The sequence below is a fragment of the Thalassobium sp. R2A62 genome (assembly GCF_000161835.1).
Classification (GTDB): Bacteria; Pseudomonadota; Alphaproteobacteria; order Rhodobacterales; family Rhodobacteraceae; genus Thalassobium.
Genome location: NZ_GG697169.2, coordinates 3,057,028 through 3,082,051, shown reverse-complemented (window position 1 = coordinate 3,082,051; position 25,024 = coordinate 3,057,028). Strand labels below are relative to the sequence as shown.

The 25,024-nt window shown below is 56.4% G+C and carries 17 protein-coding genes and 1 pseudogene; 11 read left to right on the top strand and 7 right to left on the bottom strand.

What is annotated here, in order from left to right; all coding sequences use genetic code 11:
• Positions 1 to 54 precede the first annotated feature (54 nt).
• Together TR2A62_RS15365 and TR2A62_RS15360 are read left to right on the top strand one after the other, a co-directional pair.
• Positions 55 to 2,085, top strand: a complete 2,031-nt coding sequence (locus TR2A62_RS15365) for a hypothetical protein (protein WP_040820850.1) — start codon at positions 55 to 57, stop codon at positions 2,083 to 2,085.
• Entirely contained in the window at positions 2,066 to 2,362 is a 297-nt protein-coding gene (locus TR2A62_RS15360) for a hypothetical protein (protein WP_040820848.1), read from the top strand. The genes TR2A62_RS15365 and TR2A62_RS15360 overlap by 20 nt, the downstream gene beginning before the upstream one ends.
• Positions 2,363 to 2,477: 115 nt before the next feature.
• Here the strand turns inward: TR2A62_RS15360 and TR2A62_RS15355 are convergent, their stop codons facing one another.
• Together TR2A62_RS15355 and TR2A62_RS15350 are read right to left on the bottom strand one after the other, a co-directional pair.
• A complete protein-coding gene (locus tag TR2A62_RS15355) occupies positions 2,478 to 3,572 on the bottom strand; it encodes an AAA family ATPase (RefSeq protein WP_009157471.1) in 1,095 nt (364 codons plus the stop codon).
• A 329-nt stretch (positions 3,573 to 3,901) separates the two neighbouring features.
• Positions 3,902 to 6,175, bottom strand: coding sequence for an adenosylcobalamin-dependent ribonucleoside-diphosphate reductase (locus TR2A62_RS15350; protein WP_009160138.1), 2,274 nt, complete (start codon positions 6,173 to 6,175; stop codon positions 3,902 to 3,904).
• A 211-nt stretch (positions 6,176 to 6,386) separates the two neighbouring features.
• Between TR2A62_RS15350 and TR2A62_RS15345 the strand changes: the two genes are divergently transcribed.
• A complete protein-coding gene (locus TR2A62_RS15345) occupies positions 6,387 to 6,818 on the top strand; it encodes a DUF1489 family protein (protein ID WP_009159166.1) in 432 nt (143 codons plus the stop codon).
• A gap of 66 nt (positions 6,819 to 6,884) precedes the next feature.
• Here the strand turns inward: TR2A62_RS15345 and hisG are convergent, their stop codons facing one another.
• The 3 genes from hisG to hisS are packed head-to-tail and all read right to left on the bottom strand — an operon-like array spanning position 6,885 to position 10,131.
• On the bottom strand, positions 6,885 to 7,574 hold the full coding sequence (gene hisG / locus TR2A62_RS15340) for an ATP phosphoribosyltransferase (RefSeq protein ID WP_009159071.1): 690 nt from the start codon (positions 7,572 to 7,574) through the stop codon (positions 6,885 to 6,887).
• Positions 7,571 to 8,644, bottom strand: coding sequence for an ATP phosphoribosyltransferase regulatory subunit (locus TR2A62_RS15335; RefSeq protein WP_009158050.1), 1,074 nt, complete (start codon positions 8,642 to 8,644; stop codon positions 7,571 to 7,573). Before TR2A62_RS15335 ends, hisG begins: the two co-directional genes overlap by 4 nt.
• On the bottom strand, positions 8,641 to 10,131 hold the full coding sequence (gene hisS / locus TR2A62_RS15330) for a histidine--tRNA ligase (protein ID WP_009160654.1): 1,491 nt from the start codon (positions 10,129 to 10,131) through the stop codon (positions 8,641 to 8,643). Before hisS ends, TR2A62_RS15335 begins: the two co-directional genes overlap by 4 nt.
• A 107-nt stretch (positions 10,132 to 10,238) precedes the next feature.
• On the opposite strand from hisS, the gene TR2A62_RS15325 reads away from it, so the two are divergent.
• Complete coding sequence (locus tag TR2A62_RS15325; protein WP_009159634.1) at positions 10,239 to 10,445, top strand: SlyX family protein; 207 nt, start codon at positions 10,239 to 10,241, stop codon at positions 10,443 to 10,445.
• Positions 10,446 to 10,464: 19 nt separating this feature from the next.
• On the opposite strand, the gene TR2A62_RS17755 is transcribed toward TR2A62_RS15325, so the two are convergent.
• Both TR2A62_RS17755 and dnaE read right to left on the bottom strand, forming a co-directional pair.
• Positions 10,465 to 11,661, bottom strand: coding sequence for a hypothetical protein (locus TR2A62_RS17755; protein WP_190275716.1), 1,197 nt, complete (start codon positions 11,659 to 11,661; stop codon positions 10,465 to 10,467).
• A 103-nt stretch (positions 11,662 to 11,764) separates the two neighbouring features.
• On the bottom strand, positions 11,765 to 15,274 hold the full coding sequence (dnaE, locus tag TR2A62_RS15315) for a DNA polymerase III subunit alpha (RefSeq protein WP_009158342.1): 3,510 nt from the start codon (positions 15,272 to 15,274) through the stop codon (positions 11,765 to 11,767).
• A 349-nt stretch (positions 15,275 to 15,623) separates the two neighbouring features.
• On the opposite strand from dnaE, the gene xdhA reads away from it, so the two are divergent.
• From xdhA to TR2A62_RS15280, 7 genes and pseudogenes are all read left to right on the top strand, one after another.
• Positions 15,624 to 16,991 carry a xanthine dehydrogenase small subunit gene (gene xdhA, locus TR2A62_RS15310; RefSeq protein ID WP_009159126.1) on the top strand — a complete coding sequence of 456 codons (1,368 nt, stop codon included), beginning with the start codon at positions 15,624 to 15,626 and terminating at the stop codon, positions 16,989 to 16,991.
• Complete coding sequence (xdhB, locus tag TR2A62_RS15305; RefSeq protein ID WP_009160383.1) at positions 16,988 to 19,273, top strand: xanthine dehydrogenase molybdopterin binding subunit; 2,286 nt, start codon at positions 16,988 to 16,990, stop codon at positions 19,271 to 19,273. Before xdhA ends, xdhB begins: the two co-directional genes overlap by 4 nt.
• Positions 19,270 to 20,169 carry a xanthine dehydrogenase accessory protein XdhC gene (gene xdhC, locus TR2A62_RS15300; protein ID WP_009157696.1) on the top strand — a complete coding sequence of 300 codons (900 nt, stop codon included), beginning with the start codon at positions 19,270 to 19,272 and terminating at the stop codon, positions 20,167 to 20,169. Before xdhB ends, xdhC begins: the two co-directional genes overlap by 4 nt.
• Positions 20,166 to 21,689 carry an ABC transporter ATP-binding protein gene (locus TR2A62_RS15295; protein WP_009160610.1) on the top strand — a complete coding sequence of 508 codons (1,524 nt, stop codon included), beginning with the start codon at positions 20,166 to 20,168 and terminating at the stop codon, positions 21,687 to 21,689. Before xdhC ends, TR2A62_RS15295 begins: the two co-directional genes overlap by 4 nt.
• Positions 21,676 to 22,758 carry an ABC transporter permease gene (locus tag TR2A62_RS15290; RefSeq protein ID WP_009158163.1) on the top strand — a complete coding sequence of 361 codons (1,083 nt, stop codon included), beginning with the start codon at positions 21,676 to 21,678 and terminating at the stop codon, positions 22,756 to 22,758. The genes TR2A62_RS15295 and TR2A62_RS15290 overlap by 14 nt, the downstream gene beginning before the upstream one ends.
• Positions 22,758 to 23,558: pseudogene (locus tag TR2A62_RS15285) on the top strand (ABC transporter permease); the annotation flags it as partial. The gene TR2A62_RS15290 and the pseudogene TR2A62_RS15285, both read left to right, overlap by 1 nt.
• Before the next feature lie 340 nt (positions 23,559 to 23,898).
• Positions 23,899 to 24,978, top strand: a complete 1,080-nt coding sequence (locus TR2A62_RS15280) for a BMP family ABC transporter substrate-binding protein (RefSeq protein WP_009158353.1) — start codon at positions 23,899 to 23,901, stop codon at positions 24,976 to 24,978.
• Positions 24,979 to 25,024 lie beyond the last annotated feature (46 nt).

The window sequence follows — 25,024 nt, the reverse complement described above, 5'->3', positions numbered from 1 at the left end:
CCGCCTTAAACGGGTACTCCTTCGTAAGGTTTCATCCATTGCGAGTTATTACTCTTGATCAAAATAGATTTTCACATCCATACAAAAAAGAGTATTCTCGACGCTGCATTTGATTTTTCTCAAGCAAAACTCGACGAATACATTGCAAGTGCAAATCTTGATTGCATAGCGATCACCAATCACAATCTCTTCGATAAGGAACAATTTGTCGCAATCAGAGACTCCGTTTCTGTGCCGGTTTTTCCGGGTATTGAAGTTGATCTTTGCAAAGCCCAAATTCTCGTTTTAAGCGACGGGCAGGACCTCAATAGCTTCGAAGCCCAGTGCAGCCAGATAACTGTTAAATGCGCCGAGGTTGGAGCCTCAATCACTGTCGAAGAGTTCAAAGACATCTTTGGTGATCTGAGTAATTACATATTGATCCCTCATTATGACAAAAAGCCAGCCATGAAAGAGGATACGCTTGCCCAACTCGCCCCGCACGTCACGGCTGGAGAGGTAAGTAGCGTAAAGAAGTTCATGTACTGCATGAACGCGACTGAGAGATTGGTCCCAGTGTACTTTAGTGACTGCCGTGTTCGGGACGAGCTAGATCCATTACCCACACGGCAAACCTACCTAGACTGCGGAGAGCCAACGTTTAGCACCATAAAGGAATGCCTCCGAGACAGGACTAAAGTCGCGCTTTCGAAGGCTGACGGGAACCGTCTGTTTCAGATATTTGAGGATGGTCAACAGCTTTCGACAGGTCTAAATGTGATTCTAGGCGACAGGTCATCCGGAAAGTCTCATACACTTGAGGCCTTAAAGAAACGATTTCCAGAGGCGCACCATATCCGGCAATTTGCATTGGTCGCCAGAAATCCGGATGATGATGAAAAAAAGTTCAACTCATACCTGACACGTAATCAGGGCCTCTTTTCAAAAGATCATCTTGCCGCTCTGCAACAAGTAATTGAGGATGTTCTGGATATCGACTTAGAAGACGATGAGCGTCAAGTTGAAGCGTATATTTCTTCTCTATTGGAATTTGCCCGAGAGCGTGAGCGGCACGACGCTTTTTCCAAGGCGAAGATCTACAGTGAAGACCCATTTCCAGACCGCAACCTTCAAGGGCTCCGAGACCTAATTGCGTCGACCAAGAACCTCATTAGTAACGTGGAGTTCAAAGAAACCGTTGCCAAGTACCTAGCTCGTGAGAGCCTTATCGCTCTCTATATCGACCTGATGCAGCAATATGCGCACCAAGAAGAACTGCGGTTGAAAAGGGTTTGGGTCAACGACCTTGTCCAAAACATTAAATCCAAGCTCCAGTTGCGATCGGCAGCGCCGAGAATAGCTGATGTTGAGTTGTATGATGTTGCTTTAAACAAAAGGAAGATCGGCAAATTCGAAGCCATCGCTAAGCTGGCGCAAGTGCCCAAGACACCACTGCGGAAAAGTATGCGCGGTTTTTCTGTTGTCGCCGAAGTTGGCCCTTTCATGGGTGTCCAAGAATTGTGGAATGTGTTGAGGCGGCGCACGGCATCATTCGCGAATGCTTTCAAGTCATACGAGGAGCCATACAAGTTCCTTCAGGAGTTGAAAGCAATTGGAGGTGAGGTGAAACCTCCTGATTTCTGTAAGTTTTTCGTCAAAATCGACTATCGCATTCTTAACAAAGATGGATTTAACGCGTCGGGTGGCGAGAGGTCAGAGTTCTTCCTTCTTGATGAGATCGAAGGCGCTGCGGATCACGAGATGCTGTTAATCGATGAGCCAGAGTCATCGTTTGATAATTCCTTCCTGAAAGACGACGTGAACGCCCTCATCAAAGAAATGGCAAAGAAGATGCCGGTTGCTGTGGTTACACACAACAACACTGTCGGCATGACCATCAAGCCTGACTATATGCTGTTTACCCGTAAGAGTATTGAAGATGGTGGAATCGTCTGGCGCACGTATTCAGGCTATCCGACCAGCAAGAAGTTGACAGCCCCCGACGGCGCACAGGTGGATACGCTCGACGTAGTGCTTGGAAGCCTAGAAGCGGGTTCAGAGGCATATAACGAAAGAAGGCTGAGCTATGAAAATCTTAAAGATTGACAACGGAAATGGATATTTCTGCCTTGAGCAGGCTGGTGAATGGCAGCCTATCGATACGATTGACAAAACCGCGTTGCTTAAACTCCTAGACTTGTACCTTGATAACGAGGTTGAGCTGGACTCCCCTGATGACCAGAGCTTGAGCAATCAGGCGCATGCAATTATTTATCGTGGTATCTTCGACAAGTTGTCACAGCTTGCCGAAGAAAAAAGCAGATTCAAGGACGAGAGCGAGACCCTCTATCTCGATGAGATGAAGAAGTACGCTACTCAGTGAATAAACTACCGCTGCGTTCCGTCTCGCAATTTTTCTGTTGCTTCCACGAATGTCAGCTTTCCCGTTCTGTTCAAGTCTCCACGCTCCCGCAGCGAATGACCGGTTTCCGCCACCCTCATTGAAGGACTGGCCTAGATACCAACGCCTCAGCCCGATCCAACATCCTGGACAATGTGCGCAGGCTTAGATTGTGTTCAGACCAAATTTCATGATCGAACACCTCGCCCAAAGCGGAAAGGCTCGGCTCAGGAAGTCCGCGCCGTTCACCTTCAGTCAAAGCAAAATCGCGCAACTGAGTTCGCGTCAAATCAGGTAGGTCAAGAACCACGCAACGGCTTTGCAACGGCTCAGGCAAGCCCTTGCGGCTATTCGCGGTCAGCACCCAGTTGGCCCAGGACATGTCGAAGGGGATCTGGTAGAAAGGACACTCCCAACCTTCCGCCGTCATACGCTCCAACAAAGGCAACAGAGCATCCGTTAACGTATGACGCGTTCCGTTATCGGCATTAACGTCTCCCGTCTTTTCGATCTCATCAACGATTACCAGCGGGCCAGCATGGCGCTCGCGAAGTATGGTTTGCATGAGTTTGCCCGGTGCTGCGCTACTCCATCCTCGCTGTGTTCCTACCAATGAAAACGTTCCCGGTTCGCCGGTCGCCTCAATTTTGGTTGTGGGCACCGCAAGGTGATGCGCCAACCGCCGCGCCCAGAAACTTTTGCCGATGCCAGGCGACCCAACCAGAACCAGCGGGTTAAACCGCAACCCAGGCAATCCCTCACGTGCAGATCGCCTGAGGCCATGCCAGACCTCTTCCGTCGCGGGCGCCATCCAAGGCATCTCAGCATGCAACGCGGCTGCGATCTCGTCCGCTTTGTGTTCGGTGTGGATATGGGTCACTGAGACACCATCTCGCAATGCGTTCAATTGGGTCTTGGCGGGATCCGGCAAATGGCCCATGCCGGATAGGCTCTGCACTCGTTCCAAAAATCGGATCGCACGGCGCTTGGTCATTTCGCGGTCATCATCGTTGATCAGCTGGTACCATAGGGTTGGATCATCGCCGCGATCCTCATTCCCCGCAGCGACTAACTTACGGTTCCTCATCTCACGGAGTGTTTCTTTAAGGCGATCTTCAACCTCTCCGAGGCGAGGTAGCTGATCTATGAATTTGAGCGAGCAGAATGAGATGGGGGTTTTCGAGAGAGTCATGGAGGCGTCCTTTCAAAGCACGGACCCATACTGGTTGTGCCAAAGGCCGGAACCGTTTTGGTTCGGCGGTTGAATATGAAAGGCTCCGGAGCCGATAGGAACACTTAGGGAACAAAATGGAGGGCAGATCAATAGGCTGCAACAATCATGCCCAACTGCAAACACCTATGGCGGCCGCCACCCCGAAATTTCCATAAGCAATTGATAAATAAATAAAACCACCGACAGAGAAACTATCGGTGGTCATTTGATGTGTGCGGAGTGGTCAAAAAACACCCCATAATGGCCAAGTTATGCGGGGTTCCACAGCAGTCGCGCGCTATGGCGCATCAGCCACACTTAGAGAATCCACAGCTGGCGCAAGTCATGCAGCCCTCAACCATTCGCAGCTCAAAGCTGCCGCAAGATGTGCAGGCTTTCCCTTTGGGTTTGCCCAACTGAACGACCTCGGCTTGGGGGTCAGTTTTTAGGCCCATTCCCTCGCCGGCGATGAACCCGGTCGACACCATATGCCGTTCGATGACGCCACCAATGGCCGCCAGAATAGAGGGGACGTATTTGCCCTGCATCCATGCGCCGCCGCGCGGGTCGAACACTGCCTTAAGTTCTTCTACGACAAAGGACACATCACCACCGCGCCGGAACACCGCCGAGATCATGCGCGTCAATGCGACGGTCCATGCAAAATGCTCCATATTCTTGGAGTTGATGAACACTTCGAACGGACGCAGCTGTCCGTTAACCACAACATCGTTGACCGTGATGTAGATCGCATGTTCGCTGTCCGGCCACTTCAGCTTGTAAGTCTGGCCATCCAATTCGGTCGGACGATCCAGTGGCTCGGTCATATAAATGATGTCTTGGTCTGCCTCGTCGGACTGGGCCACAACGGGTGCGGGTTTGTCCTCGCTCACACTCAAAACCGAGCCCGTCACATCGTTTGGACGGTAGGTTGTGCAGCCCTTACAGCCAGTGTCCCACGCTTCCATGTAGACCTCTTTGAAGTCTTCAAAGCTGATGTCTTCGGGGCAGTTGATGGTTTTTGAGATCGAGCTGTCGATCCATTTTTGCGCAGCAGCCTGCATGCGGACATGGTCCAACGGGGCAAGCGTCTGAGCGTTGACAAAATGATCCGGCAATTCCGCGTCTGCGCCGTGGATGTCGCGGTACAATTTCACAGCGTAATCAACGACTTCTTCCTCGGTACGGGTGCCGTCTTTTTGCAGAACTTTGCGGGTGTAGGCATAGGCGAAAACTGGCTCGATCCCAGAGGACACGTTGCCCGCGTACAGGCTGATCGTGCCAGTTGGCGCGATGCTGGTCAGCAGGGCGTTGCGAATGCCGTGAGTCCGAATAGCGTCGCGCACATCATCATCCATCGCCATCATCGCATCGCTCTGCAGATACTTGTCGGCGTCGAACAGTGGGAACGCGCCTTTCTCTTTGGCCAAGTCGACCGATGCCAGATAAGCGGCGCGGGCGATCGCGTGCATCCATTGCTCGGTTTGACGCGCCGCGTCCTCGGATCCGTAACGCAGACCAACCATCAACAGCGCATCAGCGAGACCTGTGACCCCCAGACCAATCCGTCGTTTCGCTTGCGCCTCGGCGCGTTGGGCGTCTAGTGGAAATCTCGAAGCGTCGACGACATTGTCCATCATACGAACAGCCGTCGCGACAAGATCGATCATCGCGGCTTCGTCCAGCGCTGCGGCGTCGGTGAAGGGATCAGTGACAATCCGCGACATGTTGATCGAACCCAAAAGGCAGGCGCCATAAGGTGGCAGTGGCTGTTCACCACACGGGTTGGTCGCCGCAATCTCTTCGACATACCCGAGGTTGTTAGCTTTGTTGATGCGGTCAATAAAGATCACACCGGGTTCGGCGTAATCATAGGTCGATTGCATTATTTTGTTCCACAAATCAACGGCTTGAACCGTTTTGCAGACTTGTCCTTTGAACACCAAATCCCAAGGTTGGTCAGCTTTGACAGCCTCCATAAAGGGATCGGTGACAAGAACAGAAACATTGAACATCCGCAGTCGTGCGGCGTCAGACTTTGCGGTGATAAAATCCTCGATGTCGGGGTGATCACAGCGCATCGTCGCCATCATCGCACCACGACGTGATCCTGCGGACATGATGGTACGGCACATCGCGTCCCACACATCCATGAACGACAAAGGCCCCGAGGCGTCGGCGGCGACACCTTTGACCGCAGCGCCCTTGGGTCGGATCGTGGAAAAGTCATACCCGATGCCGCCACCCTGTTGCATCGTCAGTGCGGCCTCGCGCAGGTGGTCAAAGATACCGCCCATATCATCAGGCACGGTGCCCATGACAAAACAGTTAAACAGCGTGACAGAACGTTTTGTTCCTGCCCCTGCGGTGATGCGACCTGCGGGCAAATATTTGAAATCTTCCAATGCGTTATAGAATTTTTCTCCCCAATCAGAAGGGGTCTTTTCAACGCTGGCGAGCGACGTCGCAATCCGGGTCCATGTGTCTTCGACAGTTTTGTCGATCGGGGTGCCGTCGGCGTCTTTGAAACGATATTTCATGTCCCAAATAGCTTCGGCGATGGGCGCGGCAAAACGGCTCATAAAACTGATGTCCCCATGGTGGATGATAAGTCGAGAGGTATGATTAATAAAGAAAGCGTTCGATTCTGGCCAGTGCAGATTTGGCCTTGGTAAGGGGCCAAAGGGAGCGCAGCGTTTGGGGGGCATGCGGCACTGGTAGAATCGAACGTTTTACAGTACTATTGCTATATCTTGTGGGTAATGCTGTCAAAGCCAATATATGGGGTGACATATGGTCAAAACAGTCAATCTGCTAAAACTGTCGGTCGGCACGGAAAACGTCGAGGGATTGGCCGCATGGCAGCAGATGAAGCAGGCTCAGGCGCCCGACGGGTTGCCCCGCCATGTCACACGGATGTGGCCAAAACGCGCTGAAGAAATCCTGAATGGTGGCTCGATTTTTTGGGTCATCAAGGGCGTTATTCTGGTCCGCCAACGGATCGTGCGCCTAGACGAGGTGACCCGTGCCGACGGTATAAGGCGCTGTGCGATCGTCTCTGATCCCGAATTGATCCGCGTCGAGGCAACGCCAAAACGGGCGTTCCAAGGGTGGCGGTATCTGACCACCGAGGACGCGCCAAGAGATCTGTCAGGAGACCGGTCAAACGAAGACAGCCTGCCGCCAAGCCTGAGCAAAGCGCTGGCGGATATCGGTGTTCGTTAACGGAGCGTTACCTCAGAATTCTTGTAATTTGTGTATTTTAGGTCCGAAATTACGTAATTTGCGTAATTAGCCGCCCAGCATGTCCACAAGGGCGTCAAAGGTCGATTTCTCGGCCTCGGTCATCGCCGCTGTTTGCGAGGCAAACAGGGTCGCTTGGGATTTGTGGATCGGCTCTTCGGACAACATTTTGAGGTGATTGGCCGTGAGCGTCACACCCGTCGACGTGATGTCAGCGACGGCCTCGGCTGTTTCATTCAAAACGGTGCCTTCGGTCGCACCTTGGCTGTCGACCAATTGATAGTCGGCAACGCCGTTGGCCTGTAGGTAGTCGCGAACAAGACGGTGGAATTTGGTCGCAATCCGCAAACGGAACCCGTGGGTCGCACGAAACGCGGCGCAGGCCGCATCTAGGTCATCGAGTGTGGCCACATCGACCCACGCGTTTGGCACAGCGATGATCAGATCAGCGTGGCCAAAGTCCAAAGGCGCGATTTCGGTAATCTGGGTCGCGTTGAGCGGCAGCTTTTCGTGGATCAGGTCCGACCCCGTAACCCCGAGGTGAATGCGACCAGCGGCCAGTTCGCGCGGGATTTCACCAGCAGAGAGTAGCACCAGTTCGACACCATCGATGCCAGTGACTTCGCCTGCGTATTCGCGATCAGAGCCGGATCTACGCAATGTAATCCCTTGGTCCGCAAACCAAGCGATCGTATCGGCCATCAAGCGACCTTTGGACGGGATACCAAGTTTGATCATGACGCGCCCTCGAGATCGACAATCAGACCGGGGCGAATAACGCCGCCCACGGCAGGAATGGCTGCCCCCTGCCCGAGTTGACGGGTCAGCGCATCATAGCGGCCACCCGTTGCGATTGGGGCAGCGGCCGGATCAGCGCGAAAGCCAAAGACAAAGCCATCGTAGTATTCAAGCAGGGTCCGGCCAAAATCAGTTTCGAACTGGAGCGTGTCCACATTGATACCGCGCACGGCCAATGCGTCGATCCGGCCAGCGAGACGTGTCACCGCAGGCGCCATTGTCGGGATATCAGATGTCAGCGCCTTGAGATTTGCCAGCGCCATTGGGGCCGTGTCGCGGATCGACAGGATTGCATCAATCAACTGAACCTCATCACCCGTGATGGGCGGTGTCGCGGAATCCTCGCGCAGAGCATCAATGCGGGCCGAAACTTCGGCTGCACTGCGCAGGCCGATGTGCGGGAAATCATGCGCCATTGGATCGGATTGTTCCAACAGGGCGACGCGGGTTTCAGGCGCAGGGGTGCGGCCAGAAAACCGGTTCAGCAATTGGCGGAACCGCGCGGGGCGCCAAATGTGACGCAACAGCGCGTTCTTGCGGCGGTCCGTCGTTGCAAGCCCCAGAACCGCAGCCATAAGGATACCAATGTCACCCGTCACAGGTGTCAGATTGAGATGTGACAACGCGTCATTGATCAGAGCAAAAACCTCGGCATCAGCCGCGGCGGGATCATCACGGGCAAAAAGCTCGTACCCGACCTGCAGGTATTCTGTGGCGCGGGCTGGATCGGTTTGCTGGCGGAACACACGGCCCTGATAAGTATAGCGCGCAGGGTCGGCGCCATGGGTCATGTGCATTTGCACAACTGGCACCGTAAAGTCGGGCCGCAACATTTGCTCGCCACGCAGCGGGTCGTGGGTCGTGTAGGCCCGCGCACGAATGTCTTCTCCGTAGAGATCAAGCAACGTGCCTGCGGGCTGCAAGATATCAGCAGACACAGGTGCGGCACCTGCGTCGAGAAAATGCTGGGTCAGGCGCGCGGCCTCAAGTTGAGCGGCAGTTGCGATCATTGGGCGTCCAGAATTTCGCGTACTTTGGCGACAAGATCACCACGCGCCACGGTGAACTGGGCTGGCTGACCTTTCCATTCCTCGACCGTCGCTGTTTTGGCGATTTCAGCGCCAAGGATCAGATCCTTGATCTGGATTTCGCCAGCGGCATGTTCATCGCCACCTTGGATGATCGCGACGGGGCTGTTGCGGGTGTCCGCGTATTTCAGTTGGTTGCCGAAATTCTTGGGGTTGCCCAAATAGACCTCGGCGCGGATGCCAGCGGTGCGCAGTTCTGTGACCATGGTTTGGTAGTCGGCCATGCGGTCACGGTCCATCACGGTCACGACCACGGGGCCGAGAGGTTTTTCCGTCTCTGGTCGCTGCATACGAAGTGCTGCGAGCAAGCGATCAACGCCGATAGAGACACCTGTCGCAGGAACCTCTTGGCCGGTGAAGCGTTTGACCAGATCGTCATAGCGACCGCCACCTGCGACCGAGCCGAATTGGCGCAGGCGGCCTTTTTCGTCTTTGATATCGAACGTCAGTTCGGCCTCGTAGACGGGACCGGTGTAATAGCCGAGACCGCGCACGACCGAGGGGTCCATGACGATACGGTCTGCGTCGTATCCTTGGGCCGCGAGAAGGGTCGCGATGGTTTCAAGTTCGTCAACGCCATCGTTGCCAATTTTGGAACCAGTCGTCAGTTCGCGCAGACGCGCAACCGTCTCAGCACCTGTGTCGCGACGCGCATCCATAAAGCCCATGACAACATCGGCTTGGCTTCCGGTCAGGCCCGCGCCATCCGTGAAATCGCCCGATGCGTCTTTGCGGCCTTTGCCCAACAACGCACGGACGCCGTCGACACCAAGACGGTCGAGTTTGTCGATGGCGCGCAAAACGATGCCGCGCTCGGCCTCGAATTTGGTCGGGTCAGAGGGGTCAAGGACGCCCGCGACTTCCATCACGCCGTTCAGCACTTTGCGGTTGTTGACGCGCACGATGTAGTCGCCGCGTGCAATCCCGACCTCTTCGAGCGTGTCGGACAACATCGCACAAATCTCGGCATCGGCTGCGACGCTGGTTGCGCCGACGGTATCTGCGTCACATTGATAAAACTGACGGAAGCGACCGGGGCCAGGTTTTTCGTTGCGCCAAACGGGGCCCATCGCATAGCGGCGGTACGGTTTGGGCAGGTCGTTTTGGAACTGCGCATAGACGCGGGCCAAGGGCGCGGTCATGTCATAGCGCAGGGCAACCCAATCGCTGTCGTCCTCTTGCCATGCAAACACACCTTCGTTCGGGCGATCCACATCAGGGAGAAATTTACCCAACGCCTCGACCGTTTCAACGGCAGAGGTTTCCAGCGCATCAAAGCCATAGCGCTGATAAACAGCAGAAATCTTGGACAGCATTTCAGAGCGTTCGGTGACGTCTGCGCCAAAATAATCGCGGAAGCCTTTGGGCGTTTGCGCCTTGGGGCGGGGCTGTTTCTTTTGCTTGGCCATGATGTGGTCCTTTGGGTGGTTGAGGGCCGTTTACCGTGCGGGCGGCGGGGGGGCAACTGTGACGTGCAGCTCTGGACGAGGTTTCAGGGGCGTGTTAGGCGGCTGACATGAGCGATACGCAAACCAATCTAGAAGAACAGTTGGCGCATTTGACCCGTACGGTCGATGATTTGTCGGATATTGTGGCCCGCCAAGAAGGCGAGATCGCAAAGCTGACGCGTCGGTTAGAGATGGTGATGCAACGCACTGCAGAACGCGAATTGGCCGAGGGCGGCTCGATCCCGTTGGCAGATCAGCGGCCGCCACACTGGTAGAATTTCCCGTCAGTCCGACCTAGCGGCTCTTGCGATCAATGGCGAGAACGCGACCATCGTGGACCAAAACCTCGACCCAGTCGGCATTCGTGCCAAAGCGTTCGTAGAGTGTAAAGAACATGGTGTTCGCCTCGAGACGTGACATCCGTCCGCCACAAGGTTTGCCAGTGCTAGAACGACAGATCGAATTCTTGACCTTTTCATAGGCCTGATCAGTCGTTGAATAGGGTGCTGATGACAGGGCCTCGTAGCGCAGGAATTCGTGGGTCACGAGATCCCCGGGAGTGACGATATTGGCGGTGAACTGGCGCGCGCATCCGTCTTCGAACCCTGTCAGGTAATAGGTGCGATTGGCGCTGGCATTCGGGATCGTGTCATACAGTTTATACCCCGAGCGATTATCAGGGAACCGTCCAACAGAGTTGCCCAGTGCGCTGCGACCTAGCCCGCAGACCGTCGCGATTTCACCGAATGGCAGAACTGTTCCCGGCTCGACAATGCGGGCATCGGGGCCTGTGCGTTCCGCATTCCGCCGACCAAACAGACCACGGCGCGCCGTTGCTGGTTCGGCTGGCATTTCTGCGACGCTGGCTTGGACAACTTCGTCTTGGGGCGGCGCGTCCGCTGTCGTAGCGGGTGTCAGCGGCGTTGCCGCCGAGGTCGTCTCAGGGTTTAGCAATCGACCAAAAAAACCGCGCCGCGCCGGAAGCGTTTCGGCGGCAGGTGCTGCAGCCTCGACAGGCTCGGTCGGGGCCAGTTCGGCAACGGCATCTGCCGATGCAGGAATTTCAGTTGCGAACGGGGCCGCCTCAGGTGCCGTCGCTGAGGCGAGCGTTGGTTCAACCTCTGCCGCGTCCCTGCTCAACAGACGAGCAAACAAGCCGCGCCGTGCAGGCGGCTCTTCGATCGTCTCTTGGGACTGATTGCCAGCGTCCGCTGCGAGCGTGCCCTCAGAGGGGGTGATTTCAAAATTCTCAGCAGGTTCGATCCCCAGAGCCACGTTTAGGCTGGCATCCACTGCTTCGGTCGAGGGGACATCGTCAGGGGCGGTGTCACGGTTCAAAATCCGAGAAAAGAAGCCGGATACCTGTTCAGCTTCTGGCTCTATAACCGCTGGGGTTTCGAGCGCGCTGTCGTCAACATCGAGATCAGCCAGACGCGGGGTATCGCGCAGCGGATCGCCACACGCCGCCAGCGTCGTCAAAGTGGTCAGCACCAAAATACAGCGATACACCTCTACACACTCCCGTTCCCTGAGCACGGTTTAGCGCACCTGAGACTCTGGGTCCATCCGGCTTTGTTGAGATGCGATTTTTCGCCTAGAGATCTTCGACGGTGATCACACCACCAAGCGATTTCAACGCGCCTTTGATCTGAGGCGAAACGGGGAAATCTTGGCCAAGGTCCATTTCGACCTCGCCGGGCAAATCAGCATTCATCAGGCAGAACAAGATCGGGCCCTTGTTGGCCTTTTGGGTGGCTGTTTTGACCTCTTCGAGGACGGTCGCGACGGATGCAATAGCCGCGGGATCATCGACATAAACCTTGAACCCCGTCGCGCCAGCCTCGGCGACGGCAATGTCGATCGGGGCGACCGAACGGCCCAGCAATTTGAGCTGGTCACTCTCCATTGTGGCCTCGACGGTCACCACGACTTGGGCGCCTGTTTCAAGATGATCGCGGGCTTTCTCAAGCGTATCCGAGAACATCGTCACCTCGAATTGCCCAGTAGGATCAGAGAGTTGCACAAAAGCAAAGCGGTTTCCGCGCGCCGATTTTCGTTCTTGGCGACCCGACACAGTACCGGCCATTTTCACAACACATGCGCCACGCTCAGCCTTGAGCATCACGTCATCCAGCGTCAATGCACCCTTTCGTTTGAGGGCGGGCATATAGTCATCAAGCGGATGGCCAGAGAGGTAGAATCCAATCGCCTTGAACTCCTCGGCCAAACGTTCGGCAGGCAACCAATCGGTGACAGGCGACAGGCGCGGTTCGGGCAGATCATCACCCGCCTCGCCAAAGAGGCTGACCTGATTGCTGCCCCGCTGATCATGAATCGCGGCGGAATAATTGGTCAGCGCATCGAGGCTGTCAAAAATGCGGCGACGGTTGGGATCAAGTTGGTCAAAGGCACCCGCCCGCGCGAGCATTTCCAATGGACGTTTACCGACGCGTTTCAGATCAACCCGGCGCGCCATGTCAAAGACGTTGGCAAAGGGTTTGTCAGCACCTTCGACCATGCGGCCGTCGGTCATCATGCGCATCGCCTCGACGCCCACGTTTTTAAGTGCGCCCAGCGCATAGACCAAAGTGCCGTCAACAACATCAAACGTGGCTTGGGATCGGTTCACGCAAGGCGGTGAATACGGCAGACCCAGACCCTTTTTCACCTCTTGGAAATAGACGGCGAGCTTATCTGTCAGGTGGATATCGCAGTTCATGACACCGGCCATGAATTCGACCGGGTGGTTCGCCTTGAGCCACGCCGTTTGATAGCTGACGACGGCATAGGCTGCAGCGTGCGATTTGTTGAAACCGTAGTTGGCGAATTTGTCCAACAGGTCCCAAACCTCTTTGGCCTTTTTCTCGTCTACACCGTTTTCTTTGGAGCCGGATAGGAACTTGGGTTTCTCCGCATCCATCGCCTCTTGGATTTTCTTACCCATCGCACGGCGCAGCAGGTCGGCACCGCCAAGGCTGTAGTTCGCCATCTCTTGGGCAATCTGCATAACCTGTTCTTGGTAAACGATAATCCCCTGGGTTTCATCCAAGATGTGGTCGATGGTCGGATGCAACAGATCGCGATCCGAGAGGCCGTTTTTCACCTCGCAGAACTTCGGAATGTTCTCCATCGGGCCGGGACGGTAGAGCGCCACAAGCGCGATGATATCCTCGATGCAGTCAGGTTTCATGCGCCGCAGCGCGTCCATCATGCCCGTGGATTCCACCTGAAACACCGCAACCGTTTTGGCGCTGGCGTAGAGTTTGTAGGACGCGTCGTCATCTAGCGGGATCGCGTTGATGTCGTTCTCGGTTCCATTGGCCGGCGTGTAGAGTTCTGCGCCATCCGCCGCCACGTGAATTGAGCGGTTTGATTTCAGGATCAAGTCCACCGCGTTCTGGATCACGGTCAGCGTCTTTAAGCCCAAAAAGTCAAATTTGACGAGGCCCGCCTGTTCGACCCATTTCATGTTGAACTGGGTGGCAGGCATGTCGGAACGGGGGTCTTGGTACAGCGGCACAAGCGCATCAAGCGGACGGTCGCCAATCACAACACCCGCCGCGTGGGTCGACGCGTTTCTGAGCAAGCCCTCGACCTGTTGGCCGTATGTCAAAAGCCGATCGACGACTTCTTCGTTTTGAGCGGCTTCGCGCAGGCGCGGCTCGTCAGCCAGCGCTTTGACGATACTGACCGGTTTCACGCCTTCAACGGGGATCATTTTCGACAGGCTGTCGACCTGCCCGTATGGCATCTGAAGAACACGACCCACATCGCGCACAGCAGCCTTGGACAATAGCGCACCAAAGGTGATGATCTGGCCTACTTTGTCGCGTCCGTATTTCTCTTGAACGTAGCGAATGACCTCTTCGCGGCGGTCCATGCAAAAGTCGATGTCAAAGTCGGGCATCGAGACACGTTCAGGATTGAGGAAACGCTCGAACAGCAGCGAATACCGCAGAGGATCAAGGTCGGTAATCGTCAGCGCATAGGCCACCAGACTGCCTGCACCAGAACCACGACCGGGCCCAACGGGGATCGCGTTATCCTTGGACCATTTGATGAAATCGGCAACGATCAGAAAGTAACCGGGAAAGCCCATGCCTTCGATAATATCCAGCTCGAAATCGAGCCGCTTTTCATATTCTTCGACGGTGACCGCATGGGGGATGACGGCCAGACGATCCTTGAGACCAGCGTGCGCTTGGCGGCGCAATTCCTCAACTTCGTCATCGGCAAACTTGGGCAGGATGGGGTCACGCTTGTACGCTTTGAACGCGCAGCGGCGGGCGATTTCGATTGTGTTTTCAACCGCTTCAGGGAGATCAGCAAAGAGCGTGATCATTTCCTGTGGCGACTTAAAATAATGCTGCGGCGTCAGACGGCGACGTGGTTCCTGTTGGTCGACATAGGCCCCTTCGGCGATACAGATCAGCGCATCGTGGGCTTCGTAAATCTCGGGCTTGGGGAAATAGACATCGTTCGTCGCAACGAGCGGCAGGCCCATCGCATAAGCCATATCAATCAGGGCCGTCTCGGTGCGTTGTTCATTGTCGGGAAGCCCGCCATCGCCAGGGTGACGTTGAAGTTCAACATAGAGCCGGTTTGGATAGGTTGCGGCCAGACGGGTCATCAGGGCCTGCGCCTTGGGGCCTTGCCCTTGCTGCAGGAACTGACCAACAGGGCCGTTTGGGCCACCAGACAGACAGATCAAACCATCCGAATATTGTTCAAGCTCTTCGAGCGACACCTGCGGCAGCGCCCCGCCCGCGTCGATATACTCACACGAGTTCAGCTTCATCAGGTTTGCATAACCGGTCTCGTTCTGAGCCAACAAAACCAATGGGGCGGGCGGCTTTTCGCGCTGTCCCTGTTCTGCCTGATCATAGGTCAAATCAATCTGACACCCGATAATCGGTTGAATTCCGGATTTGGCCGCGCCTTCGGAAAATTCCAAGGCGCAGAACATGTTGTTGGTATCGGTGACCGCAACCGCAGGCATATCTGCGTTGATACACATCTGCGGCAACTTTTTGACCGGTATCGCACCCTCGAGCAGCGAATACTCGGTGTGAAGTCGCAGGTGTATGAATCGAAGTGCAGCCATGGGATCGACCCTAATGACGCGAGGCTGGGTGCGAAAGATGCGAAACGCGGCGGCGATGATTTTTTGTATGTGCAGCGCGACTGGTTTTTGCGATTGCGCCGAACGTCAGACCTCTGGGCGCGCAAATTTCCCTTCTCGCTTAGTGCTTTGCGAGAGGCTGCGATGATAGATGTAGCGCCTATGATCTAAGCAAAGGCGTGTGACTGACGGCAGGTCCACGTGCGCTTTTGGACTAAACACTTGCCAAATCGTGCGCGGGACGCTTTCATTGATGCAACGGGTTTGCTCCTCTACGCCGCATCGAGGTTCAGACATCCCGCTGACACTGGTACCGCGGCAGGTCAAATTCATGAACATTACGTTTCTTCTAAACGGAGAGACCGTCACAACCGACGTTGCCCCAACAGCGACGCTGCTAGATTGGTTGCGTGCGCATCCACAACTGACCGGCACCAAAGAAGGTTGTAACGAAGGGGACTGTGGCGCGTGTTCGGTCATGGTAACCGACACGAACGGCGCTCGTAGCCTGAACGCCTGTATCCTGTTTATGCCGCAACTGAATGGCAAAGCGGTCCGGACAGTCGAAGGCATGAGCGACGCTGACGGCACCTTGCACCCTGTCCAGCAGGCGATGATCGACCACCACGGATCGCAATGCGGTTTCTGCACGCCCGGCTTTGTTGTCTCGATGGCGACGGCGCATCTGAATGGTGCAACGGATCACGACACGCAACTGGCCGGAAATCTGTGCCGTTGCACGGGCTATGCCCCGATCATTCGCGCGGCTGAAGCGGTCCAAGAGTTGCCAGTTCCAACTTGGGTGAACGACACACCCCACTTGGGCGCCCAAGACAAGCTGGCCGAGGCCGCGTCATTTGCAAGTTTGGATGACTTTGCCGATTGGTATGTAGCCAACCCAGAGGCGACCCTAATCGCAGGGGCCACGGATGTGGGGCTTTGGGTGACCAAGCAAATGCGGGATCTGGAAGAGGTCGCGTTTCTGGCTCATGTGCCTGATCTCGCGGCGATCATCGACACAGGTGATACTCTGCACATTGGGGCAATGGCCACGATGACAGATGTTGGTGCTGCTGTGGCAGACACTTTGCCAAGCTACGCCGAAATGATCCGCCGGTATGGATCAACTCAGGTGCGCAATGCGGCGACTATTGGTGGCAACATCGCCAATGGATCACCTATCGGGGACAACCCTCCAGCGCTGATCGCTCTTGGGGCGACGTTGCATCTACGACGGGGTGCCGAGCGGCGCGCGATGCCAATCGAGGATTTCTTTGTCGCCTACGGCCAACAGGACCGCGTGGCGGCTGAATTTGTCGAAGCCGTAAGCCTGCCGAAAGAGGCCGCTGCCCTGCGGTGTTACAAGCTGAGCAAACGCTTTGACCAAGATATCTCGGCTGTGTGCGGGTGTTTTAACGTCGAGGTGGCAGATGACACCGTTCGCTCCGCCCGCATTGCATTTGGCGGGATGGCGGGAACACCGCTGCGGGCCAGCGGGTGCGAGGCAGCGCTGTTAGGTCAACCGTGGACCCCAGAGACCATCGAGGCCGCAACAGAGGCGATGACCTCGGACTACACACCGATGACCGATATGCGCGCCTCGGCCGACTACCGGATGCAGGCTGCACAGAACATGCTACGCCGCTATTTTCATGATCTCGCTGGCGCTCCGACCAGTGTGTTGGAGGTGTCGCTATGAGTGTGCGTAACCCCCTACCCCATGACGCAGCCGCCCTGCATGTGACTGGTGCTGCACGTTACGTAGATGATGTCCCGATGCCAGCGGGAACGCTGCATCTGGCCTTTGGCACGTCAGAGATCGCGCATGGAACCCTTGCCGATCTGGATCTGAGCGCTGTTTGGTCAGCGGATGGGGTTGTCGCCGTTCTGACCGCAGATGACATGCCGTTTGAGAACGATGTATCGCCGTCCGTCCATGACGAGCCGATGCTGTGTACGGGCGAGATCATGTACTACGGGATGCCACTGTTTTTGGTGGTGGCAACGTCGCATCATGCGGCGCGTCATGCAGCGGCCAAAGCCAAAGCGAGCTTCGATGCGTTGCCTGCGATCCTCACGATCGATGATGCATTGGCAGTCGACAGCCGTTTTGAAGACGTACCGCGGATTTACGAAAAGGGTGCATTGGAGGACGGCTTTGCCGCGGCCAGCCACCGAATCAGCGGATCGTTCGAGATGGGCGGCCAAGAGCATTTCTATCTCGAAGGTCAGGCCGCCCTTGCGATGCCCCAAGAGAACGGGGATATGGTGATCCAATCATCGACCCAGCACCCGACAGAAATTCAACACAAGGTCGCCCATGCGATCGGCGTGCCGATGCATGGGGTGCGTGTCGAAATTCGCCGGATGGGCGGCGGGTTTGGCGGCAAGGAAAGCCAAGGCAACGCGCTGGCCGTGGCCTGTGCCGTGGCCGCGAGGCATACGGGCGCGCCATGCAAAATGCGGTATGACCGCGACGATGATATGATGATCACGGGCAAGCGGCACGAATTTCGTGTGGCCTATGATATAGGCTTTGACGACGATGGCCGATTGCACGCCGTGGATTTCACGCACTGGGCGCGATGCGGCTGGGCGCAGGATTTGTCGTTGCCGGTGGCCGATCGCGCAATGCTGCATGCGGACAATGCGTATCTGCTGGATCATTTGCGGATCACATCGCACCGGATGAAAACCCACACGCAATCGGCGACCGCATTTCGCGGCTTTGGCGGCCCTCAGGGGATGCTAGGGATCGAGCGGGTGATGGATCACGTGGCCCACGCGTTGGGGATGGATGCCGCACAGGTGCGGCGGGTGAACTACTATGCAGCGGCGGGAGAGAACGACGCGCAAACAACGCCGTACCACATGCCAGTGACAGATTTTGAGCTGCACGCCATGACAGACGAGTTGCTTGCGCAGTCCGACTATACCGCGCGGCGTGCCGCAATTGCCGACTGGAATGCTGGCTCGCCAATCCTGAAACGCGGCATCGCGTTTTGCCCGGTCAAGTTCGGGATTTCCTTTACGCTGACCCATCTAAACCAAGCCGGGGCTTTGGTGCATGTCTACCAAGACGGATCAATCCAGCTGAACCACGGCGGCACCGAAATGGGCCAAGGATTATTCCAGAAAGTAGCGCAGGTTGCAGCGTCCCGATTTGGCGTCGATATGGACCACATCCGCATAATGGCAACGGATACCGGCAAGGTGCCCAACACCTCTGCAACGGCAGCCTCGTCTGGCACGGACCTAAATGGCATGGCCGTGCAAGCCGCCTGTGACACGATCCGCGAAAGGTTGGCGGTGTTTCATGCCGAACGCGCGGGTGTGACGGCCAACGATGTCCAGTTCAACGACAACCAAGTCATCGCAGGCGATCACAGTATGACCTTTGCCGAGGCCGTGATGCTGGCCTATCAGGCGCGTGTGAGCCTATCGTCGACAGGGTTTTATGCGACGCCAGACGTCGAATGGGACCGGATCGCAGGACGCGGCCGACCGTTTTTCTATTTTGCCTATGGAGCCGCAATCAGCGAGGTCGTGGTCGACACGCTTACTGGCGAAAACCGAATTTTGCGCACCGATATTTTGCATGATGCGGGTGCATCCCTGAACCCTGCGCTGGACATCGGCCAAGTCGAAGGCGGCTTTGTTCAGGGCGCGGGCTGGCTGACAACAGAAGAGCTGGTTTGGGATGACACCGGACGGCTGCGCACGCATGCGCCATCAACCTACAAAATCCCCGCATGTGGCGACCGGCCAGATGTGTTCAATGTGGATTTATGGGACGGGCGCAACCGAGAAGACACCATCTATCGGTCCAAAGCCGTGGGTGAGCCGCCGTTCATGTTAGGCAATGCAGTGTTCTTTGCACTCAGCGATGCGGTCGCGGCGAGTGGTGCAACATATCCCGACCTACAGGCGCCCGCGACTGCAGAGGCGGTACTGGCCGCTGTTGGACGTGCGCAGTCATGAGCTTTGACTTGAACACTTTGACCAATACGATTGCCGATCACGGTGTGGTTGTGCGTGTCGTTTTGGTTCAGGTCAAAGGGTCAGCACCGCGCGACATCGGCACTGCCATGTTGGTCTGGGCAGACGGACAGGACGGCACGATTGGCGGCGGGACGTTAGAGTTCGAAGCCGCCGCGCGCGCCCGTCAGATGATCGAAACCGGCACTGATCGTCAGGGTCGCACTGTCGCGCTGGGACCCGACATGGGGCAATGTTGCGGTGGGGCGGTAACCCTGTTGTGGGAGCGGTTCGAAGCGGCGACCCTGCCCGAGAATTTCCCATATGTGCGGCCCGTGATGGCCGCAGGGGATCGGCCAGCGTTTGGCCGGCACCCCGGTTATTCGGCAGGTTGGTTTGCAGAAGACCGCGTTCAGCCTGATCGCGCAATTTGGATTTATGGGGCTGGCCATGTGGGCCGCGCAATTGTCGATGTTTTGGCACCCCTGCCCGACCTCACACTGACTTGGGTTGATACAGGTGCGGACCGGTTTCCAAGCGACGTGCCTAACGGTGTGGATGTGTTGGTCGCAACTGATCCGACACAAGCGGTTCGCCATGCCCCAGATCACGCCGAGCATTTGGTGTTGACCTATAGCCATGATCTGGACCTTGGGTTGTGTCATGCGATTCTGAGCCAGCCGTTTGGCAGCGCCGGATTGATCGGATCAGCCACCAAATGGGCACGGTTCCGCAAGCGGTTGGCCGGATTGGGGCACGCGCCGGTACAGATCAACAGAATTTTATGTCCAATCGGTGCGCCCGAGCTGGGCAAACACCCGCAGGCTATTGCGATTGGCGTTGCCACGGACATAGTGAAAGGCGCGCACCGAACCGTGCGCTTGGGGGAGTTGGGATGAGTGACATACTATTGACGTTAGAGGGGCTGACCAAAGCCTATCCTGGCGTCGTGGCAAACGATGATGTGTCTTTCGAGATCGAGCGCGGCGAAGTGCATGCGTTGCTCGGAGAAAACGGCGCAGGCAAGTCGACCCTGGTCAAGATGATCTATGGTCTGGTTAAGCCAGACGCAGGAGCCATGACTCTGAGCGGCACCACCTTTGCCCCAGCTGAGCCGCGTGTGGCGCGGGCATCCGGTGTCGCGATGGTGTTCCAGCATTTCAGTCTGTTTGACGCATTGAACGTCGCCGAGAACATCGCGCTAGGGATGGAAAACCCGCCCAATCAACGCCAGCTAGCTGCTGAAATCCGGAACGTATCCGAAACCTACGGCCTGCCATTGGACCCTGACCGCATTGTCGGTGATCTATCCGCAGGCGAGCAGCAGCGGGTCGAAATTATCCGGTGTTTGTTGCAAGATCCCAAGCTTTTGATCATGGACGAACCGACAAGCGTTCTGACGCCACAAGAAGTCGATATTTTGTTCGAGACCCTGCGCAAGCTTAGCGCCGAAGGGACAGCGATTTTGTATATTTCGCACAAGCTCGAGGAAATTCGGACACTGTGTGATGCCGCCACAGTTTTGCGAATGGGCAAGGTGGTCGGCAAGTGCGACCCCAAGGTCGAGACCGCTCGGACGATGGCCGAAATGATGGTCGGTGGAACACTGCACACGCCCGAACGTGCCGCCCGCGAGATGGGTGATGTCATTTTGGCGCTCAATAGTGTCTCGGCCGCCTCGCCCAGCGCATTTGGCACGTCGCTGCGCGATATCAGTGTCGAGGTCCGAGCGGGCGAAGTGCTGGGGATTGGCGGTGTTGCGGGCAACGGGCAGGATGAACTGCTGGCGGCCCTTTCAGGCGAGATTTTGGTCGAAGCCGGAGCTGTGCAATTGCATGGCGCAGACATTGGCCGGTTGGGGCCAAATGCGCGCCGCGGTCTGGGCCTGCTTTGCGCACCCGAAGAACGGCTAGGCCATGCGGCCGCGCCTGACATGAGCCTGACGGAGAACGCTGTCCTAACCGGTACTGTGCGCGAAGGGCTGACAAATCGAGGGTTTGTGAACTGGGGTTCAGCGCGAAAGTTTGCTGAACAGATCATCGAACAGTTCGACGTACGTACACCTGGGCCGGATGTTGCTGCGCGCGCGCTGTCGGGCGGCAACCTGCAGAAATACGTGATTGGCCGCGAAGTTATGCAACGCCCAGAGGTGTTGGTCGTGAACCAACCGACGTGGGGCGTGGACGCCGCAGCGGCCGCATCGATCCGGCAGGCTTTGCTAGATCTGGCGACGGGGGGTGCGGCGGTCATTGTGATCAGTCAGGACCTCGATGAATTAATGGAAATCAGTGACCGGTTCGCCGCGCTGAACGAAGGCCGGTTGAGTGCGCCGCGTGCCGCCAGTGGGCTGAGCGTGGACGAGATTGGTCTGATGTTGGGCGGCGCCCACGATATGGAGGTCGCTCATGTGGAAGCTTGAAAAACGACCCACGCCGTCGCGTGGCTGGGCGATTGGTGCGCCGCTTCTTGCTGTTGTAATGACAATGATTGCAGGTGGCTTGATGTTCGCGCTGTTGGGCAAAGAGCCGTTGACCGCGATCAAAGTGATTTTCTGGGAACCGCTGTTCGGCGAGTTTTCGTTCTACTACCGACCGCAATTGTTGATCAAAGGTGCGCCATTGGTCCTGATCGCGCTGGGGCTTTCGTTAGGCTTTCGCGCGGGGATTTGGAACATCGGTGCCGAAGGCCAGTATGTCATCGCGGCCGTCACTGGCGCGGCCGTGGGGCTGGCGTTTTATCCATGGGAAAGCTGGATCATCTTTCCACTGATGGTGATCGGCGGGGCCGTGGGCGGCCTGTTGTGGGCGTTAGTGCCTGCGTTTCTTAGAGTGCGGCGCGGAACTAGTGAAATTCTGGTGACGTTGATGATGGTTTATGTCGCCGAAGCATTGCTGTCGGCGGCGGCCTTGGGTGTTCTCAAGAACCCCGATGGCATGGGCTTTCCGGGTTCGCGGAATTTGCAGCAATACGCCAGCGCCGCGAACAAAGAGTTGATTGCAGGATCGGGTATTCACTGGGGCGTGGTGGCCGCATTGGTTGCCGTGATCGTTGCGCATATTTTGCTGAACCGTCACATCATGGGCTTTAACATCAAGCTATCGGGCCAAAGCCCCCGTGCCGCGAAATTCTCGGGCGTGAGCCCCGGGCGGTTGATCTTTTTCTGCCTTGGAGCGTCTGGTGTCTTGGCCGGTCTTGCAGGTCTTTTCGAAGTCTCCGGCCCTGCGGGTCAGATCACGATCGACTTTAACGTGGGCTATGGCTTTACGGCGATCATTGTGGCGTTTCTGGGTCGATTGAATCCGTTTGGAATTTTGGCTGCAGGTGCGTTGATGGCGCTGACGTATATTGGTGGCGAGATTGCTCAGAGCAATCTGGGCCTGCCTGGAGCCGCCATTCAAATGTTCCAAGGGATGCTGTTGTTCTTCTTGCTAGGAATGGACGTGTTCACGAACTTTTCGCTGAAACGAGTTAAGCGGGGTATTGCATAATGGACGGATCATCAATCAGTCTGGTCATTCTGATCGCGTCGCTCATGGTTGCGGCGACACCAATTCTGCTGGCAGCACTCGGCGAATTGGTGGTCGAGCGTGCCGGTGTTCTGAACCTCGGAGTTGAGGGAATGATGATCACAGGCGCGATCTGTGGGTTTATTGTCGGAGTCGAAAGCGGCAGCCCTGTTTTGGGATTTGCCGGTGCGGCGATCGGTGGGGCGCTGCTATCGCTGGTCTTTGGCTTTTTGACCCAAGTGTTGATGGCGAACCAAGTGGCCAGTGGTCTGGCACTGACGTTGTTTGGTTTGGGGCTAAGTGCGCTGTTGGGTCAGGGATATCAGGGTGTACGCGGGCCGACGTCTATGCGGCTCGACCTGCCCGTGTTCAGTGATCTGCCAATCGTTGGGCGGATTTTGTTCAGCCACGATTTGATGGTCTATGTCGGTCTGGCGCTGACAGTCGCCGTTTGGTGGATGCTTAAATATTCGCGGGCCGGTCTGGTGTTGCGCGCTGTGGGTGAGAACCATGATGCAGCGCATGCGCTGGGCTACAAGGTTGTGCGCATACGGTTGATGGCGATTGCGATTGGCGGGGCCTGCGCAGGTTTGGGCGGGGCCTATATCAGTCTGGTTCGTGTGCCGCAGTGGACCGAAGGAATGACGGCAGGTGCTGGATGGATCGCGCTCGCGATTGTTGTCTTTGCCAGTTGGAAGCCCGTACGTGCGTTGCTAGGTGCCTATCTCTTTGGTGGGGTCACTGTGCTACAGTTGAACCTACAGGCGGCTTCGCTGCCATTGGTTGAAGTGCTGATTTGGTTGTCGACCGCAACTGCGGTGATTCTCTTGATCGTCTACGGTCTATTGCGCAGGTCGGGCCGGCAAGAATCAGCATCCGGATGGATCAAATGCGCGATTGTTTTTGCGATCTTTGCGGCAATCACTGCCATTTTTAACAGCATTTTCGGAATTAATCTGTTTCGGAACGAAACTTTGTGGCTTTCGATGTCTCCATATCTAGCCACGATCATCGTCCTTGTCGTAATGTCCGCGGGACGCGCGCCCGGTTCATTGGGCCGGACGTTCCATGCCTCGAGCTAATCGAGGCGCTGCTCAAGACCAACCAGGGGGAAACCTACCTATGAAATTTACCAACATCATGACCGGTGCGGCAGTTGCACTTGGCCTCGCAACAGGTGCGATGGCTGCAGGCCACGAGCCTACCAAAGTCGGCTTTGTATATGTCGGCCCAGTGGGCGACGGCGGCTGGACCTACGAGCACAACGAAGGCCGTTTGGCCGTCGAAGAGCATTTCGGTGACGCAGTAGAAACTGTGTTCGTTGAAAGCGTGCCAGAAGGTGCAGACGCTGAGCGTGTGATGACACAGATGGCACTGGAAGGTGCTGACCTGATCTTTACAACATCGTTCGGCTACATGGACCCGACCATCAACGTTGCGGCCAAATTCCCAGACGTAAAATTCGAGCACGCCACTGGCTTTAAGCGCGCCGGTAACGTGTCCACATACTCTGCACGCTTCTACGAAGGTCGTGCTGTTCAGGGCCACATCGCGGGCAAGATGACCGAGAGCAATATCATCGGTTACATCGGATCCTTCCCGATCCCAGAAGTTATCCGTGGCATCAACTCGGCCTATCTGCACGCAAGCCGCGTAAACCCTGACGTCGAGTTCAAGATCGTTTGGGTCTACACATGGTTCGACCCAGCGCAGGAAGCTGAAGCTGCCAAAGTTCTGATCGAGCAAGGTGCTGACGTTATCATGCAGCACACAGACTCGACTGCGCCTTTGGCTGCGGCTCAAGACGCTGGCGGCGTGATCGGCTTTGGTCAGGCATCTGACATGGCACAGTTCGGCCCAAGCCCACGCGTATCGTCGATCATCGACGACTGGGCGCCTTACTACATCGCACGTACACAGGCCGTCATCGACGGCACATGGGCAAGCGTTGACACATGGGACGGCATTGGCGCTGGCATGGTTGCAATCGGTGAAATCACCGACGCAGTTCCTGCCGACATCAAAGCAGAAGCAGAAGCACTGCGCGACAGCCTCGCATCGGGCGAGTACCACGCGTTCACTGGCCCAATCAACAAGCAGGACGGTTCGGTCTGGTTGGCTGAAGGCGAGACTGCTGACGATGGCACATTGGCTGGCATGGGCTTCTACATTGAAGGCCTAACAGGCGACATCCCGCAATAAGCGAGGGTGCTGCGTCCCGATCACGGGGCGGTCAAAATCAAACTCA